The organism is Pseudarthrobacter sp. SL88, assembly GCF_026672455.1.
Taxonomy (GTDB): Bacteria; Actinomycetota; Actinomycetes; order Actinomycetales; family Micrococcaceae; genus Arthrobacter.
In genome coordinates this window covers 1,218,181-1,234,582 of record NZ_JAPPRD010000001.1, presented here as the reverse complement: position 1 = coordinate 1,234,582, position 16,402 = coordinate 1,218,181, and the positions used below count along the sequence as shown (strand labels likewise).

At 68.1% G+C, this 16,402-nt stretch carries 16 protein-coding genes; 4 read left to right on the top strand and 12 right to left on the bottom strand.

What is annotated here, in order from left to right; genetic code table 11:
• Positions 1 to 187: 187 nt before the first annotated feature.
• The 10 genes from hemL to hemE all read right to left on the bottom strand — a co-directional run bounded on the left by hemL (position 188) and on the right by hemE (position 11,353).
• The gene (hemL, locus tag OVA06_RS05720; RefSeq protein WP_268156935.1) at positions 188 to 1,519 is read right to left on the bottom strand and encodes a glutamate-1-semialdehyde 2,1-aminomutase; all 1,332 of its coding nucleotides are present in this window, start codon (positions 1,517 to 1,519) and stop codon (positions 188 to 190) included.
• Between the two features lie 103 nt (positions 1,520 to 1,622).
• On the bottom strand, positions 1,623 to 2,726 hold the full coding sequence (locus tag OVA06_RS05715; RefSeq protein WP_268156933.1) for an LLM class flavin-dependent oxidoreductase: 1,104 nt from the start codon (positions 2,724 to 2,726) through the stop codon (positions 1,623 to 1,625).
• On the bottom strand, positions 2,723 to 3,706 hold the full coding sequence (gene hemB, locus OVA06_RS05710; protein WP_268156931.1) for a porphobilinogen synthase: 984 nt from the start codon (positions 3,704 to 3,706) through the stop codon (positions 2,723 to 2,725). The genes OVA06_RS05715 and hemB overlap by 4 nt, the downstream gene beginning before the upstream one ends.
• A gap of 56 nt (positions 3,707 to 3,762) precedes the next feature.
• Positions 3,763 to 4,623: a uroporphyrinogen-III synthase gene (locus tag OVA06_RS05705; protein ID WP_268156929.1), complete on the bottom strand. Its 861-nt coding sequence runs from the start codon at positions 4,621 to 4,623 to the stop codon at positions 3,763 to 3,765.
• A 13-nt stretch (positions 4,624 to 4,636) separates the two neighbouring features.
• On the bottom strand, positions 4,637 to 5,635 hold the full coding sequence (gene hemC / locus OVA06_RS05700) for a hydroxymethylbilane synthase (RefSeq protein WP_268156927.1): 999 nt from the start codon (positions 5,633 to 5,635) through the stop codon (positions 4,637 to 4,639).
• Complete coding sequence (locus OVA06_RS05695; RefSeq protein WP_268156925.1) at positions 5,632 to 6,897, bottom strand: ferrochelatase; 1,266 nt, start codon at positions 6,895 to 6,897, stop codon at positions 5,632 to 5,634. The genes hemC and OVA06_RS05695 overlap by 4 nt, the downstream gene beginning before the upstream one ends.
• Positions 6,894 to 7,595 carry a hydrogen peroxide-dependent heme synthase gene (hemQ, locus tag OVA06_RS05690; RefSeq protein ID WP_056084871.1) on the bottom strand — a complete coding sequence of 234 codons (702 nt, stop codon included), beginning with the start codon at positions 7,593 to 7,595 and terminating at the stop codon, positions 6,894 to 6,896. The genes OVA06_RS05695 and hemQ overlap by 4 nt, the downstream gene beginning before the upstream one ends.
• A gap of 112 nt (positions 7,596 to 7,707) precedes the next feature.
• Positions 7,708 to 8,712, bottom strand: a complete 1,005-nt coding sequence (locus OVA06_RS05685; RefSeq protein ID WP_268156923.1) for a hypothetical protein — start codon at positions 8,710 to 8,712, stop codon at positions 7,708 to 7,710.
• 111 nt (positions 8,713 to 8,823) lie between these two features.
• Complete coding sequence (gene hemG, locus OVA06_RS05680) at positions 8,824 to 10,254, bottom strand: protoporphyrinogen oxidase (RefSeq protein WP_268156921.1); 1,431 nt, start codon at positions 10,252 to 10,254, stop codon at positions 8,824 to 8,826.
• A gap of 4 nt (positions 10,255 to 10,258) precedes the next feature.
• Positions 10,259 to 11,353 (bottom strand): uroporphyrinogen decarboxylase, encoded by a 1,095-nt coding sequence (gene hemE / locus OVA06_RS05675; protein ID WP_268156919.1) that lies wholly within the window; start codon positions 11,351 to 11,353, stop codon positions 10,259 to 10,261.
• 158 nt (positions 11,354 to 11,511) lie between these two features.
• Here hemE and OVA06_RS05670 point away from each other — a divergent pair, with 158 nt between their 5' ends.
• On the top strand, positions 11,512 to 12,837 hold the full coding sequence (locus tag OVA06_RS05670) for a glutamyl-tRNA reductase (protein WP_268156917.1): 1,326 nt from the start codon (positions 11,512 to 11,514) through the stop codon (positions 12,835 to 12,837).
• Positions 12,838 to 12,911: 74 nt separating this feature from the next.
• Here the strand turns inward: OVA06_RS05670 and moeB are convergent, their stop codons facing one another.
• Entirely contained in the window at positions 12,912 to 14,111 is a 1,200-nt protein-coding gene (gene moeB / locus OVA06_RS05665) for a molybdopterin-synthase adenylyltransferase MoeB (protein ID WP_268156915.1), read from the bottom strand.
• An 84-nt stretch (positions 14,112 to 14,195) separates the two neighbouring features.
• Here moeB and OVA06_RS05660 point away from each other — a divergent pair, with 84 nt between their 5' ends.
• From OVA06_RS05660 to OVA06_RS05650, 3 genes are read left to right on the top strand one after another with little or no spacing between them, the layout of a single operon-like run.
• Positions 14,196 to 14,861, top strand: coding sequence for a TetR/AcrR family transcriptional regulator (locus OVA06_RS05660; RefSeq protein ID WP_056084851.1), 666 nt, complete (start codon positions 14,196 to 14,198; stop codon positions 14,859 to 14,861).
• A gap of 48 nt (positions 14,862 to 14,909) precedes the next feature.
• On the top strand, positions 14,910 to 15,134 hold the full coding sequence (locus OVA06_RS05655) for a DUF3107 domain-containing protein (protein WP_268156912.1): 225 nt from the start codon (positions 14,910 to 14,912) through the stop codon (positions 15,132 to 15,134).
• A 37-nt stretch (positions 15,135 to 15,171) separates the two neighbouring features.
• Positions 15,172 to 15,474, top strand: coding sequence for a hypothetical protein (locus tag OVA06_RS05650; protein ID WP_056084847.1), 303 nt, complete (start codon positions 15,172 to 15,174; stop codon positions 15,472 to 15,474).
• 115 nt (positions 15,475 to 15,589) lie between these two features.
• On the opposite strand, the gene OVA06_RS05645 is transcribed toward OVA06_RS05650, so the two are convergent.
• Positions 15,590 to 16,402 carry a thiazole synthase gene (locus OVA06_RS05645; RefSeq protein WP_268156909.1) on the bottom strand — a complete coding sequence of 271 codons (813 nt, stop codon included), beginning with the start codon at positions 16,400 to 16,402 and terminating at the stop codon, positions 15,590 to 15,592.

Here is a 16,402-nt window from a genome sequence, read left to right as displayed (position 1 = left end):
TTTGGGCCGTGCGTCCGACGCTTGTTCGCAGGACCCCGCCGTCAAGGCAGGGTCCCGGGAACAAGGCTCAGGGAAGCGCACGACGCCGGCCCTCGCCAATGGGGGACACCTCGCCTGACGCGGGACCAGCCTGCGCGGGACCGGCCAGGGCGGGACTGTCCACCCACGGGACTGGCCCGGGCGGAAACTAGCCCTGCGCGGCTGCGGCAGCCCTGGCCGCGGCGGGCAGGGCATCGAAGATCCGGTTCATGGCAGCGTCGTCGTGCGCGGCGGACAAGAACCAGGCCTCGAAGACGGACGGGGGCAGGTACACGCCGGACTCCAGCATCGAGTGGAAGAACGGGGCGTAGCGGAACGCCTCCTGGCCCTGCGCATCTGCGTAGTTGTGGACCCCGTGGGCCGAGGTTCCGAACGCCACCGAGAAGAGGTTCCCGGCGAACTGGATGGAGTGGTCCACGCCGGCTGCGTCCAGCGCCGTGGACAGGGCGGACGACAGTTCCAGTGACCGCACGTCGATGTAGGAGTACACATCACGGGTCGCGTGGGTCAGGGTGGCCACGCCGGCTGCCATCGCCACGGGGTTTCCGGAGAGTGTCCCGGCCTGGTAGACCGGGCCGGTGGGCGCGAGGTAATCCATGACGTCGGCACGTCCGCCAAGGGCCGCCGTCGGCATTCCGCCGCCGATGACCTTCCCGAAGGTGAGCAGGTCCGGCGTCCACGGGTCTGCTGCGTCCGGAGCGCCGCCGGTGAGCCCCCAGTATCCGGAGTAGCCGGTGCGGAAGCCGGTCAGGACTTCGTCCACGATGAGCAGCGCGCCGTGCTCCCGGGTGATCTGGGAGAGGCCCAGGTTGAAGCCCGCGCCGGGCGTGACCACGCCCATGTTGGCGGGGGCTGCCTCGGTGATGACGGCCGCGATGTTGGGCCCGTGGGTGGCGAACGCCTCTTTAACGGCCGCGAGGTCGTTGTAGGGCAGGACCAGGGTTTCGGCCGCGGTTGCCTCGGTGACACCGGCCGAACCGGGCAGGGCGAGGGTTGCCACGCCGGAGCCTGCGGCGGCCAGCAGCCCGTCAAGGTGTCCGTGGTAGCAGCCGGCGAACTTGATGATGAGGTTGCGGCCGGTGAACCCGCGGGCAAGCCGGACGGCGGTCATGGTGGCCTCGGTTCCGGTGGAGACCATGCGGAGCCGCTCGACGGCGGGGACGCGTTCCATGACGATTTCGGCCAGGTTGGCCTCGTCCGGAGTGGAGGCGCCGAAGGACAGGCCGCGGTCCACTGCAGCGTGGACCGCGTCAAGCACGGCTGGATGGGCGTGGCCCAACAGGGCCGGACCCCATGAGCACACCAGGTCCACATACTCGTTGCCGTCGGCGTCCATCAGGTACGGGCCCTTGGCCGAGACCATGAACCGGGGCGTTCCGCCGACCGACCCGAAGGCCCGGACCGGCGAGTTGACCCCGCCCGGCATCAGCTTGCGGGCGCGGTCGAAAAGTTCCTCGTTGCGAGGGGTGCTGGAAGTCATGGTTCCTATTCTCTCAGTTTGCCGGCGCTCCGGGTGCCGCCCTGGTCAGCTGCCTGCAGTGCCGGGGCCGGCGTCGCGGGGCGTCAGCAGGCGGCGCGGAAGGTCAGCCGGCGACGGCTTCTGCCACCCGGGGCGCAACCGCCGTGCCGAGCAGTTCGATGGAGCGCATCATGGCCGCATGTGGCAGCGGTCCGTTGCTGTACTTGAAGTCGAAGCGGTCCACGCCCAGGTTCCGTTTCAGCTGGACGATCTTGCGCGCCACCGTGTCCGGGGAGCCGACGTACAGGGCGCCTTCCGGGGCGCACAGGGCGTCAAACTCGCCGCGACCTGCCGGACCCCAGCCGCGTTCGGCACCGAGCCGGTTGCGCAGGGCCAGCCAGTGCGGGAAGAACTCCTCCCGCGCCTGCTCGTCCGTGGCAGCGACATGCCCCGGCGAGTGCGTGGCCACCTGCTGCATGGGACGTCCGTACTTGCCCATGGCCTCTCGGTAGAGGTCCGCCAGCGGGCTGAAGGCACGCGGCTGGCCACCGATGATGGCGAAGATGATCGGGTACCCGTACTGGGCGCACCGCAGGACTGATTCGGGTGTGCCGCCCACGCCAATCCACGTGGGCAGCAGGTGGTGTTCGAGCGGCGGGTAGACGCTCAGCCCGTGCAGTGAGGGACGGGTCCGCCCTTCCCAATGCACGGGTTTCTGCGCCCGCACCTTGGCAAAAAGCTCCAGCTTTTCCTCGAAGAGGACCTCGTAGTCGGCCAGGTCAAGGCCGAAGAGCGGGAACGATTCCACGAAGGATCCGCGCCCCAGCATGACTTCGGCGCGGCCGTCCGAGATCGCATCCACCGTGGAGAATCGCTGGAACACCCGGATGGGATCGTCCGAGCTCAGCACGGTCACGGCGGAGCCGAGCCGGATCCGGGACGTGCGCGCCGCGGCTGCGGCCAGGAAAACCTCCGGCGCGGACACGGCGTAGTCCTTGCGGTGGTGCTCCCCCACACCAAAGGCATGGAGTCCGACGGCGTCGGCAAGTTCCGCCTGCTCCAGCAGATGGCGGAGGACCTGGGCGTGCGGTTGGGGGCTGCCGTCCGGATTCGTGCCGACATCGCCGAAAGTGTTCAGGCCCAGGAGGATGCGGTTCCCGCCCACTGGGGCTGTTGGGGAAGCGGCCGGCGATTCCGGGACAGATCCTTCGCCGGAAGTCCCGGTCATCGGGCTTCCTTCAGCCAGCCGGCGAGCTCGGCGGCCCAGTAGGTCAGCACCATGTGGGCGCCCGCCCGGCGGATGCCGAGGACGGACTCGGCAATGGCTGCCTTGCGGTCGATCCAGCCGTTGGCGGCAGCGGCTTCGATCATCGCGTACTCGCCTGAGATCTGGTAGGCCGCCACCGGCACGGGGCTCATGGCGGCGACGTCAGCCACAATGTCCAGGTAGCTCATGGCAGGCTTGACCATGATGATGTCCGCGCCTTCCGCAAGGTCCAGTTCCACCTCACGCAGTGCCTCGGTGCGGTTGCCGGCGTCCATCTGGTAGGTCCGCCGGTCGCCCTTGAGCTGCGAATCCACAGCTTCCCGGAACGGCCCGTAGAACGCCGAAGCGTATTTCGCCGAGTAGGCGATCACCGAGGTGTTTGCGTGGCCGGCGTCGTCGAGGGCTGCCCGGATGGCGGCGATCTGGCCGTCCATCATGCCGGATGGCCCCAGCATGTGGGCGCCGGCCTCGGCCTGGGCAACGGCCATCCTGGCGTAGATTTCCACGGTGCGGTCGTTGTCGACGTACCCGTCGGCGTCGAGCACTCCGCAGTGGCCGTGGTCGGTGAATTCATCCAGGCAGACGTCGCTCATGATGACCAGGTCATCGCCGACTTCGGCACGGACATCGCTGATGGCCTTGTTCAGGACACCCTCCGGGTCGAGGGAAGCGGTCCCTTCGGCGTCGCGGGTTTCCGGGATGCCGAAGAGCATGATGCCGCCCAGGCCAAGTTCGACCGCCTCGGCCGCAGCCCGCTTAAGGGAGTCGGTGGTGTGCTGCACCACGCCTGGCATGGACGTAATGGGGTTCGGCTCGGTGAGCCCTTCGCGGATGAAGGCAGGAAGGATGAGTTCGGCGGGGGCCAGCCGGGTTTCGGCGGTGAGCCGGCGCATGGCGGGGGTGGTGCGCAGGCGGCGGGGGCGTTGGCTGGGGAAAGTCATGGATGCTGTCCTTCAGGTTGTTGCGTGAATGCTGCTGCGGCGGGTGGTCTGCCCGGTCAGGGTGGGGTGAGGGCTTTCACGACGGCGGCCACCAGCCCCTCCGGCGTGGGCTCCTCCGCCACCGCGGCCACAGGCAGGTCCAGCGCGGCCGCCTGTTCCGCCGTCGAACGTCCGATGGCCACGATCCGGCAGCCGGCCAACGGTGACAGGGCGGCAAGGCGGCGCACGGCGCTCGGGGATGCGGCCACCACCGCGGAGATTTGTCCGCCGTCGATTTCAGCCGCTGCGACTTTGGGTGTGAGCAGCGTGTACGACGCCGTCGCTTGGCCGGCGCCGGCGTCTTCCGGCTGCACGGCGAGCCTGCGTTCCGCTGCCGCCGGGAAGTCGACCGTGCGGTAGGCCGTTACCGCTGTGACGTCACTGCCGCGGTGGGCCAGTCCGTCAGCCAATGTGGCGGCGGCAATGTCGGCCTGGGGCAGCAGGACCCTGCCGCGCCCGGTCCAGGCTTCCAGGAAGCCCGCGGCCGACTGTTCCCCGGCCGGCGTCAGTTCCACTGCCAGGCCCTGGGATTCCAGGATCCTGCGGGTGGCGGGTCCGATCGCCCCGATCCTGGTGGCCTGAGGGACCAGGCGGCCCAGTTCCAGTCCGCGTTCCGCTGCCTTTTCCATCAGGACGTGGACGGTGGTGGCGCTGCTGACCACCAGCCAGTCGAAGGCACCGGCGGCCAGTGCGTCGCAGGCTACGTCCAGGGCATGCTGGTCAGGCGCGCGTTCAAAGTCGATCAGCGGCAGCAGGACGGGCGTGGCTCCTGCCCGGGCCAGCGCCTGGACAAGCGCCGCCGACCGTTCCGGGCTGCGGGTTACCAGGACGCGGGCTCCGCTGAGCGGTCCGTGCTGGCAGGGTGCGCTGGAAGGCATCGTCATCGCCGGGTCAGGAGGCCTGGAGGTCGGCAATGTCGGCGGCTCCGCCGGCAAGGAGGACTTCGGCCAGTTCAATGCCCAACAGCGTCGCGCCCACGTCGGTAAGCCCGTCCGTGGCGCGTTTGTCCCGGACGGAAGCTTTCCCGTCCACGGCACACACCACGGCTTCCAGGTGGAGCATGCTGCCTTTGCGGTACGCGTAGGCACCGACGGGAGCGGCGCAGCCGGCTTCGAGCCTGGCCAGCAGGGCACGTTCCGCGGTGACGGCCAGCCGGGTGTCGGGGTCGTCGAGGGCGGCAAGGGCCTGCGCCAGCACTTCCTGGGATCCCTCTGTTGATCCGGGTTTGTGCGGCGCGTCGGCGGTCCGGCACTCGATGGCGAGCGACCCCTGGCCAGCGGCCGGGAGCATCACATCGGGTTCAAGGTATTCGCTGACGGCGTCCAGCCGGCCGATGCGCTCCAGTCCCGCTGCGGCCAACACCACGGCATCGAGATCGCAGGACTTCCCGGCAACCACCTCGGCGGTGGTGTTGCCGGGCAGTCCGGGGACCCGGCCCAGTCGGGTGTCCACGTTGCCGCGGATATCCACGATCTCCAGGTCGGCGCGCGCGGCCCGCAACTGGGCTGCGCGCCGCGGCGAACCCGTCCCCACCTTGGCGCCCGCGGGAAGGTCGGCAAGCTTGAGTCCGTCCCTGGCGCACAGCACGTCGCGGACATCCACGCGTTTGGGCGTCGCCGCAAGGCTCAGGCCCACTGCGGCTCCCGTGGGCAGGTCCTTCAGGGAGTGCACGGCGACGTCGCATTCGTCGCGCAGCAAGGCGTCGCGCAAAGCGGCCACGAATACGCCCGTGCCGCCCATCTGCGAGAGCGGTCCGGTGAGGACGTCGCCGTCGGTGCGGATGTGGACGAGCTCCACGGGGAAGCCTCCGACGGCGGCGAGCTGGTCCGCGGTCTGCTGCGTCTGGGTCAGGGCAAGCTTGCTGGCCCGGGTACCGATGCGGACCGTCACTGCTGCACTGCTTCCCCGGTTTGGCCCGACGCGGTGTCGGATCCGGCGGCCGGATACGGGTCGTGCCCGGTACCGACGGTCGTGTCCGCTCCTGCGATGGTGGGTTTCTCGCCACGGAAGTTTGCGCAGCAGCCGGGGCGGCACACGTCGTACCAGGGCCCTAGGCCGGTCTGCGCCGGGCGGTCGCTGATGTTGTTGGCCAGCGTGCGTTCGGAGATCAGGTCCACCAGCCCGTTGACGAACTTCCGGTGCGTGCCCGGAGTGGGGACGCGGGTAGCCGCCAGCCCAAGGTTGGCACAGGTTTCCAGGGCCTCGGTGTCCAGGTCCCAGACAACCTCCATGTGGTCGCTGACGAAGCCGAGCGGAACGATGACGATTCCCTTGGTGCCCTTGCCTGCGAGTTCCTCAATGGCGTCGTTGATGTCGGGTTCGAGCCACGGCACGTGCGGGGCACCGGACCGCGACTGGTACACCAGCGACCAGTCCGCGGTGAGTCCGGATTCTTCCTTCACGCGCTCAATGACAGCAGCGGCGGTGGCAAGGTGCTGCGCCACGTAGGCGGAGCCTTCCTCGAATTCGCGCGGTTCGCCCTCGGACCGGCCGGCAGCCTCGGCGTCCCGGGTGGGGATGGAGTGGGTGGCGAACAGGATCTGGACCGGAGCGTCGGGGGTACCTGCATCGGCCAGCTTGGCGCGGACCTCCGCGAGGCCCGCGGCGGTGCCTTCAATGAAAGGCTCAACAAAACCGGGGTGGTCGAAGTACTGGCGGACCTTATCCACTTCGAGGCGGCCGTCCAGGCCGGTGTCCGTCAGGGCCATGCCGATGTCCTCGCGGTACTGGCGGCAGCTGGAATAACAGGAGTAGGCACTGGTGGTGACCATCAGCAGGCGGCGGTGCCCGGCGTCGTACGCGTCCTGCAGCGTCTCCGGGATGTACGGCGCCCAGTTGCGGTTGCCCCACAACACTGGCAGTTCGATGCCGCGGGCAGCGAGTTCAGCCTCGAGTGCGGCCTTCAGCTCGCGGTTCTGCTGGTTAATGGGGCTGATGCCGCCGTTGGCACGGTAGTGGTGCGAAACTTCCTCGAGCCGTTCGTCGGGGATCCCGCGGCCGCGGGTGACGTTGCGGAGGAACGGGATGACGTCGTCCTGGCCCTCGGGCCCGCCGAAGGAGGCGAGGAGGACGGCGTCGTAATTCTTGGGAGCCATGCGGCCGGCCTCGGTGACGGGATTGGCGGCGGCGGTCTGGGGGTCGAGCGGGCTCATGCGAGTACCTCGGCTACTTCCTCGGCGGAGACCCGGCGTCCGGTGTAGAACGGGACCTCTTCACGGACATGGTTCCGCGCTTCGGTGGCACGGAGGTGGCGCATAAGGTCCACGAGGTCAACCAGTTCGGGGGCCTCAAGGCCAAGGATCCATTCCCAGTCGCCCAGGGCGAAGGAGGAAACCGTGTTGGAAATGACCTGCGGGAACTCGCGGCCAAGGAGTCCGTGTTCGCGCAGCATTCCGCCGCGTTCCTCCTCGGGCAGGATGTACCACTCGTAGGAGCGGACAAACGGGTAGACACACAGCCATTCGGCCGGGGCGACGCCGCGTGAGTAGGCCGGGGTGTGGTTCTTGGCGAACTCTGCTTCGCGGTGGACGCCCATGGCGGACCAGACAATCTCCGTGCCCGCGAAAAGGTTGCTGCGGCGGATGTCGCGGATGGCCTGCTGCAGGGCCTCCGGCTTGGAGCCGTGGAGCCACACCATCACGTCGGCGTCGGCGCGCATGGCTGAGACGTCGTAGCTTCCGCGGTGCGTGACACCGGCGGCGGCGAGCCGTTCCAGCAGCGTTTCGAACTCAACTGCAGCATCGGCGCTGCGGGCAACCTGCCCTGACCGCTTAAAGACCGTCCAGAGGGTGAAGAACTGCTCGGCTGATTCTTCGGTTTTAGTGACAGATTCGGCAGAAGTGTGGCTCATGGTTACAAGTTTGCCCCTTCGGTACCGCCAAGTCGAAACCGGAGACTTCTACGGCGTGTAGAAGTGCTTAATGTCACAGACGCCGCAGCCTCCGGTGCCGGCGGAGCGCCCGTCAGGGCTTGCGAAGACGCAGGTAAACGAGGCCCGCGGCGCCGCCCACGGCAACCAGCCCTATGCCCAGCCACACCACAGCCGTCTGCATTCCCGACTGCGCCGGCGTCAGCGTGCCGGTACTGCGCACGGTGCTGCTGGCAGCGGCACTGCCGGGCAATGTTGCGGCCCGGGGCACGCGCGTGTCCGCAACCTGTCCAAGCCCCCTCGCCGCAGATGCCAGCCGGTCCGCACCCGGCGACCCGGCAGTGCCCGAAGCACCGTCAGCGGAAGCGCTGCTGCCGGGAACGGCTTCGGCGGACCGGGCGGCGCCGTCCGTGGACGAGGGCCGGGCGGCCGCCGGGGCAACCGTCGTTGCGGGAACCTGCGGCGCCTGCGGCCGGGGAACGGCCGGAGCCTGCCGGGCCGCCTGGAGCTCGGGGACGGCCTGCGATTGGCGGGATTCCGGTGCGGCCTGCGTGGTGGCGTCACCGGCAGGTGCCACGGCGGTTTCCGATGGACCGTTCGGGGTGCCGGACGGCAGCGGCAGGGGCAAGTCCGGAAGCGGAACCGGCGGGAGGGTCACGGCCGGCGCCGTCAGTGCCCTGGCAGTGGACGTGGGAGCAACGGTGGCACTGGCCGTGGGAGAAACACTGGCCGTCGCAGTCGCAGTCGCCGTCAGGGATGCCTGCACCGCCGGGACCAGCGACGCCGGCACCGGAGTAACGGCGGAGGCTGCCGTCCGCCGGCGGGTGTCCTTGGCCGCCGCGGTTTCACGGGATTGGCCGGATTCCTTGGCATCCCCGGAGCCGATCGTGAGGGACACATCCACAGGCAGGGAACCCGCGCCCAGCGTGGCTGACGCGGTGCTGTCGCCGGGGTCAGGCGTCGCGTGGGACGCTTGGGACGCCTGCGCGCCTGTGGTGAGAACCAGTACCGCTCCGACTGCGGCTGCTGCTGCGCTGCGTCGGATTCCCCCATGGATACCGGTCCGGGATGTTGAAAGCTCGGACCTGTGTTGAACCATGGTCATCGACCCTAACCAAAGCCTGCAGGCAAAGGAAAGTTTGCAACCGCCGCCGCTGCATGCGCGGGTGGGACCCAAAGCTGTGGCCGCCCTCCTGACCAGCGGCGATGGTCAGGACAGCAGGTTTCGCAGCTGCGTCCGGGTGTCGGACACCACGGCTGCCAGGCCGTTGCCGGCCACCCAGCCGCCCACGACGGCCAGGGCGCCGGTGGCCGAGCAGGCGTCCCGGATGGACGCTGCCCGGGCACGGTGCCCTACCGCGGCAAACGGCAGCGAGCCACGCCAGCGGACCACGTCCCAGTCCACAACGTCACTGCGCCGGATGGGAACTTCCAGCAGTGCCGAGGCGTCGTGCAGGGCAGCTGCGAGCAGTTCCTCATCGGTCTCCGGACCGCGCTGCTTCTCTGGCCCGCCGTCGCCGTCGGCCCTCCCGTAGGACAACCGCACCACGTGCCGGCCCGGCCCGGCGGCTTCGCGCAGCCATTCCCATTTTCCTGTGGCGTGCGTCAACGCCTTCGCGCCGATGCCGGGCGTTTGGGGCGCCACCAGGACGCCGGTGCCGCGCGGGCGGTTGTCCAGCGCTGCATTGCCAATGACCAGGGTCACCAGCTTCACGTCAGGACCGGCGCCCGGCTTCTTTCCTGCGATTCCCGGAACGGACGGCGCCAGGAGGTCGACGGCGGCGGGACCGTCGGTGGCCACCACCAGGACGGCGGCGTCGTAGGTTGTTTCCCCGGCGGTTACCCGCCATCCCCCGGACGTGCGGTCCGCGGATTCGGCGCGGGTACCCCTCAGGAGGGTCACTCCCCTGTCGGCGAGGTCTGCCACCAGCGCGTCGGTCAGCGTGTGCATGCCGCCCTTGAGTCCGGCGACGGCGGAGCCGGCTTTTGCGGGGCCGCCGGCCTTGCCCCTGCGCTGCGCGGAAACCGCGGCAGCGAGGGAACCCTCCCGGCGCAGTCCGGCACGGAGACCGGGCGCCACCATGTCGACGTCGAGCATCCCCGGATCCGCTGAATGGACGCCCCCCACCACCGGCGCCACCAGCCGTTCCAGGACGCGCTTGCCCATCCGCGCGCGGACCAGCGCAGCCACGCTTGTTACGTCAGTTCCGGCACCCACCGACGCCGGAAGGAAGCGGTCCGCTGAGGCCCGGAGCGCACCGAGCAGGCCCAGGGACCGCCGGACTTCCGGGTCCCACGGATTGGCCGGGATACCCAGGACACCGGTCTTCGGCAGTTCGCGGGGGCCTTCGGGCAGCTGCACCCACGCGCCGCCCGGCCGGGGCTGCACGATGTTGATGTCCAGCGCGAGTTCGGCGGCGAGGGAGGCGACGGCGTCGGACCTGGTGGCGAACGATTCTGCCCCGCTGTCCAGGTTGATTCCGGCCACAGTATGGCTGCCGACGCAGCCGCCCCAGGCGCCGCTTTCCTCGAGCACCGTCACCCGGTAGCCCGCTGCGGCGAGTTCCCTGGCGGCGAGCAGGCCGGATATTCCCCCGCCCACCACCAGCGCCTGGCTGGCTTCTGCCGGCGAGCTGTGCACGCGGCTACTCCGGGGAGATGGAATGGATGAGTTTGACCACGCGGGTCAGGACGTCCGGGTCGGTTTCCGGCGGGACGCCGTGGCCGAGGTTGAGGACGTGGCCGGGTGCCCCGGCTCCGGCGGCAATGACTTCGCGGACGTGAGCTTCGAGGACGTCCCACGGAGCAGACAGCAGGGCGGGATCAATGTTGCCCTGGAGAGGTACGGAGCCGCCCAGCCGGCGGTTGGCTTCGTCGAGCGGCAGGCGGTAGTCCACGCCCACCACATCCACCCCGACGTCACGCATGGCAACGAGGAGTTCTGAGGTGCCGGTTCCGAAGTGGATCAGCGGTGCGCCAAGGTGGCGGACGTGGTCAAGGGCACGCGAGGATGCCGCCGCCACGAACCGCTGATAGTCAGCAAGGCCCAGCGAGCCTGCCCATGAATCGAAGAGCTGGGCCGCGGATGCCCCGGCTTCGAGCTGGGCGCGCAGGAAGAGGCCGGACGCGTCGGCAGCCCAGTTAGCCAGGGCGTTCCAGGTTTCCGGATCGGCGTGCATCATGGTGCGCGGGCCCAGGTGGTCGCGGGAGGGCTTGCCTTCCACCATGTAGGCGGCCAGCGTGAAGGGTGCGCCGGCAAAACCGATCAGGGGCGTCTTGCCCAGTTCGGCGACGGTGAGCCGGACGGCTTCGCGGATGGGTTCCAGGGCTTCCCAGGTCAGCTTCGGGAGGGCGGCCACATCTGCTGCCGTCCGGACAGGCTTGTCCAGCACGGGGCCGACCCCGGGGACAATGTCTACGCCCACGCCGGCCAGCTTGAGCGGGATCACGATGTCCGAGAAGAAGATGCCTGCGTCCACGTCGTGCCGGCGGACGGGCTGGAGGGTGATTTCCGAGGCCAGTTCGGGCCGGAGGCAGGAATCCAGCATGGCGATGCCTTCGCGGACCTTCAGGTATTCCGGCAGCGAACGCCCGGCCTGCCGCATGAACCAGACGGGACGGCGGGACGGCTTGCCGCCCCGGTAGGCCGTGATCAGCGGGGAGTCTGCGGTGCGGCCATCCATGAGCGGATGGTCTGCGGCGAGTGTGCCGGCAGCGGAGACGGCGGGGCTAGGAGTCATGCCTTCGATTGTGCCCAAAATCAGCCGCAAAAGATAACGACAGGCTGTCACGGATGGGCCCTGCCGCCGCCCGGTGGCAGGAATCACAGCCCCTCATGGGCCATCTTCGGCGTACCCGTTGTTCTACGGAGCTGCGAAAAAGCTATGATAGGTCTGCTGTGGTTCTTTTTTCATTGGTGGCTACACACGCCGACATCGATCTTGAGACCGTTGCTCAGTTGAGCAACGGTTCCTCTGGGATTGCCGCTACCGTGCTCTCCGGCTCGCCGGCAGTGTCCGGGGCCGTGGTCCTGGCTACCTGCAACAGGTACGAAATCTACGGCGAGGCTCCGAATACGGACGACGTCGAGGCCGCCCGTGCTGCCCTCGTGGCCCAGATCAGCGCCAAGAGCGGGCTCGCCGAACCACTCGTATCCCGCTCCTTCAGCACCAGGACCGGCCCCGAAGTGACCCGGCACCTCTTCGCCGTGAGTGCGGGACTCGACTCCGCCGTCGTGGGCGAACGCGAAATCGCCGGCCAGGTGCGGCGCGCCCTGATCACGGCCCAGCATGAAGGCACCGCCAGCTCCGGGCTGGTCCGGCTTTTCCAGGCCGCCTCCAAGACCGCCAAGGACGTAGGCGCCCAGACCGCACTCGGCTCGCGGGGCCTGTCCATCGTGTCCGTAGCCCTGGACCTCGCAACCGATCTCTCCGAAAATCCTGACTGGTCCGCCAAGAAGGTTGTCGTTTTTGGCACCGGTGCGTACGCCGGCGCCACCATGGCACTGCTGCGTGAACGCGGCTGCACCGACGTGTCGGTCTTCTCCTCGTCCGGCCGTGCCGAAGGGTTCGTCGCAACCCGGGGAGGCACAGCCCTGGACGCTGACTCGCTCCGACCGGCCGTGGCCGCTGCGGATGTCATGATCGGCTGCAGCGGTTCCGATACCCGCGTTGAAGCCGACGAACTGGCGCAGGTCCGTGCCGGCTCCGCCCAGCCGCTGATCGCCATCGACCTTGCCCTCACCCACGACTTCGATCCCGCGGTGGGCGAACTCGATGGCGTGGAACTGCTGACGCTCGAATCCGTGCGCCTCGCGGCGCCGCAGGAGCAGGCCGAATCGCTGGCGCAGGCCAGCGGCATCGTCAAGGGCGCTGCCAAGGCGTTCGAGCAGGAACGCGAAGCCCGGTCCGTGGACTCGGCCATCGTTGCGCTCCGCCGGCACACCATGGACGTCCTGGACGCCGAAATGGAAAAGGTCCGCGCCCGGCACGGCTGCACTGCAGCGGCCGAGGAAGTGGAGTTTGCCCTGCGCCGGATGGTGAAGCAGCTGCTGCACGTACCCACGGTGCGCGCCCGCGAGCTCGCCGCGAACGGCCAGCAGGACGATTATGTGGCGGCCCTGGAAGCGCTCTACGGCATAACCGTGGAACAGCCGGGGACAGCAGCTCCCGCAGCCGGCCAGGCTGAATGCCCGGTGGACCACAAGGGCCTCGAAAGCGCCTGACCCTCCCAACTTTGCAGTATCTAATATGGCTCCTAAACCGCCGGTTTAGGAGCCATATTAGATTGGGCAACGGGTCAGTAAACGGGCTTTTCCGGCTCCACCTCACGCACCCAGGAGAGAATGCCGCCGTCGAGATGGCTCACGCGCCGGTACCCTGCCTTCTGCGCCGCGGCCAGGACGTTCGCCGAGCGGGTGCCTGCCTTGCACAGGAACACGATGTCCCGGTCCTGGGCAATCTCCGCCCAGGCTTCCCCCGCCAGGATCCTTCCCTGCGGAATGAGCACGGCGCCCTCGATCCGGACGATCTCAAACTCACCCGGCTCGCGGACGTCCACCAGGTCGAAGTCCTTCAGCCCGGCCTTCCGTGAGGCCAGCATGGTGGCGAGCTGGGCGGCGGTGACGGTGTGTTCGGTGTCCGCCGGCGCCTGGGGCTCGATGCCGCAGAACGCCTCGTAGTCGGTCAGTTCGGTGATGGGAGCAGCGGCAGGGTCCTTGGACACCCGGATCTCACGCCAGCTGCCGCCCAGGGCGTCGTACAGCGCCACCCGTCCCAGCAGGGAGCGCCCGACGCCGGTAATAAGCTTCACTGCCTCTGTCACCATCAGTGATCCCACCGCCGCGCACAGCATGCCGAAGACGCCGCCCTCGCCGCAGGAAGGAACAGACCCGGCTGGCGGCGCCTCCGGGTAGAGGTCGCGGTAGGTGGGTCCGTGCTTTTCCCAGAAGACGCTCACCTGGCCGTCGAACCGGAAGATTGAGCCCCATACATACGGCTTTCCCAGGATCGCGGCAGCATCGTTGACCAGGTAGCGGGTGGCGAAATTGTCTGCGCCGTCCAGGATGAGGTCGTAATCGGCAAACAATTCGAGCGCGTTGGATGCGTCCAGCCGGACCTGGTGCAACCGGACGTCCACGAGTGGATTCAGGGCGGCGATGGCGTCGCGGGCCGATTCGATCTTCGGCCGTCCGACGTCTGCCACACCGTGGATGACCTGGCGCTGGAGGTTGCTCAGGTCCACGGCGTCATCGTCGATGATCCCCAGTGTTCCTACCCCCGCGGCTGCGAGGTAGAGCAACGCGGGCGAGCCCAGCCCGCCGGCGCCGATAACCAGTACTTTCGCGTTCTTGAGCCGCCGCTGCCCTGTCGAGCCGATTTCCGGAATGATGAGGTGCCGGGAATACCGTTCCACCTCTTCGGACGTGAGTTCCGCGGCGGGTTCCACCAAAGGATCAAGGGAAACTGCTGAAACATTTGCAGCGAACGACGAAGCCATACTTCAATGTATGCCCCGGGGTACCGCCGGGTCATATTACCCCGCAGTAAAGTAGGGGTAACTGCAATGGAAAGAAGGACAACTGTGGTCCATGAAGCACGGGCTGACCGCCCGCCGGCAGCCGAACCGCAAACTTCCTCGCGACCCGCAGGACAACGGTCGGCCCGGCTCCCCCGCGATGAACGGCGGGCACAGCTTCTTTCCGCAGCGCAGGAAGTCTTCGTGGCCAACGGCTACCACGGGGCCGCCATGGATGAGATCGCCGAGACCGCCCATGTCAGCAAGCCGGTCCTGTACCAGCACTTCCCGTCCAAACGCGAGCTGTACCTGGCCCTCCTGGACAGCCACCTGGCATCCCTGACCGACCTGATGCTGGGGGCGCTGAACTCCACCACGGACAATAAGGAACGCGTCCAGGCTGTCATGCGGGCCTACTTCCGGTTCATCGCCAGCGATGACCAGGCCCACCGCCTCGTCTTCGAGTCCGACCTCGTCAACGACCCCGACGTCAGTTCGCGCCTCGAGACTTTCAACCGGACCTTTGCCGATGCCATTGCGCGGGTGATCGCCGGGGACACCAAGCTGCCCCACCTCGAAGCGGAACTGCTGGGCCGCGGCCTTGCGGGGATGGCGCAGGTCAGCGCCCGGTACTGGCTGGAAACGGACGGCAACCTGGATCTCGATGTGGCCAGCGACCTCATCTACCGTTTAGCTTGGCGCGGAATCTCTCGCTTCCCCAAAGAGTCCTAGACTACAAATAGACCATCACCAAAGAACCTGACCGGCTGGGAGGCCCCTGTGGAAATTAAGATCGGCGTGCAGAACGTTGGCCGCGAGATCGTCCTGGAATCAAACCAGGATGCGGAGACCGTGGCCCAGGTTGTGGGGGAAGCCATCAAGGGCGGCGGCGAACTGCGCCTCACCGATGACAAGGGGCGCCTGATCATTGTTCCCGGCAACGCCCTGGGGTACGTGGAAATCGGCGCGGAAGAAGTCCGGCGCGTAGGTTTCGGCCAGTTCTAGCACCGGCCGGAACTGCCCTGCTTCCCTGAGGAGACCCATGCTTTCCCTGATCATTGTTGTGCTGGCCACCGTCGCGGCCGGCTTCATTGTCTGGGCCAATGACAAACGTCATGCCAAGTATGGCGCCGGCCTTCCGGCCGGCGTGGCCGTCGGGGTGGCTGCACTGAGCTGGATCATCCTGATGGCGGCCGGATTCGGTTACCTTCCCGGACGGACGTGGATTCCCTGGGTGCTGCCCATTGTGCTGGGCGCGGCGGCATCCGCCGGGACGGTGCTTGTCCTGGGCCGCACCCGCGCAAGGAACGATACCCATCGGCTGACCGCCATCCTGAGGCGTTAGTCACCGGAACCGGCTGTGGCCGCCACCTTCAACGGTGGCGGCCACAGCCGTTTAATCGGGGCAATCCCCCAGGCGGTTCAGTCCTAAAGCGTCACAGTCCCTGAAGCATCACTGGCTAAAGGAACTCGGCCCGGCCCTCCATGGCGGACGACGCCAGCGCGTGCTCGCGGCGGGGAATCCGCCCGGCCTCCTTCGCCAGCCGGCCGGCGATAACGGCGTGCTTGAATGCCTCACCCATCCGGGCCGGGTTCTGGGCACGGGTCACCGCAGTGGCCAGCAGGACGGCGTCGCACCCAAGTTCCATGGCCAGCGCCGCGTCAGATGCCGTGCCGATCCCGGCGTCCAGGACCACGGGCACGTTGGCACGGGACACGATGAGTTCGATGTTGTGCGGGTTGAGGATCCCGAGTCCGGTCCCGATCGGAGATCCCAGCGGCATCACTGCGGTGGCGCCCAGGTTTTCCAGCCGGAGGGCCAGGACGGGGTCGTCATTGGTGTAGGCAAAGACTTTAAAGCCGCGGTTGACCAGCTGTTCGGTGGCGTCCACCAACTCAACGGCGTCCGGCAGGAGCGTGTGCTCGTCGGCGATGACCTCCAGCTTCACCCAGTCGGTTTCCAGCGCTTCCCGGGCCAGTTCGGCGGTCAGGACGGCGTCCCGCGCAGTAAAACAGCCTGCTGTGTTGGGCAGGACCCGGATCCCGTGGTCCACCAGCAGTTGGAACAGGGAGCCCGATTCTGCGGGTGAGTAGCGCCGCATGGCCACCGTGGTGAGGGACGTTCCGGAGGCCACCAGAGCTGCGCCCAGGCCGTCCAGGCTTGGCGCGCCCCCCGTCCCCATGATGAGCCTCGACTCCAGGGCGACGCCGTCAATAACGAGGGAGTCAGGCCTGCTGGGTGCCGCTGGGGTAAGGGTGGTCGATTCGGTCAT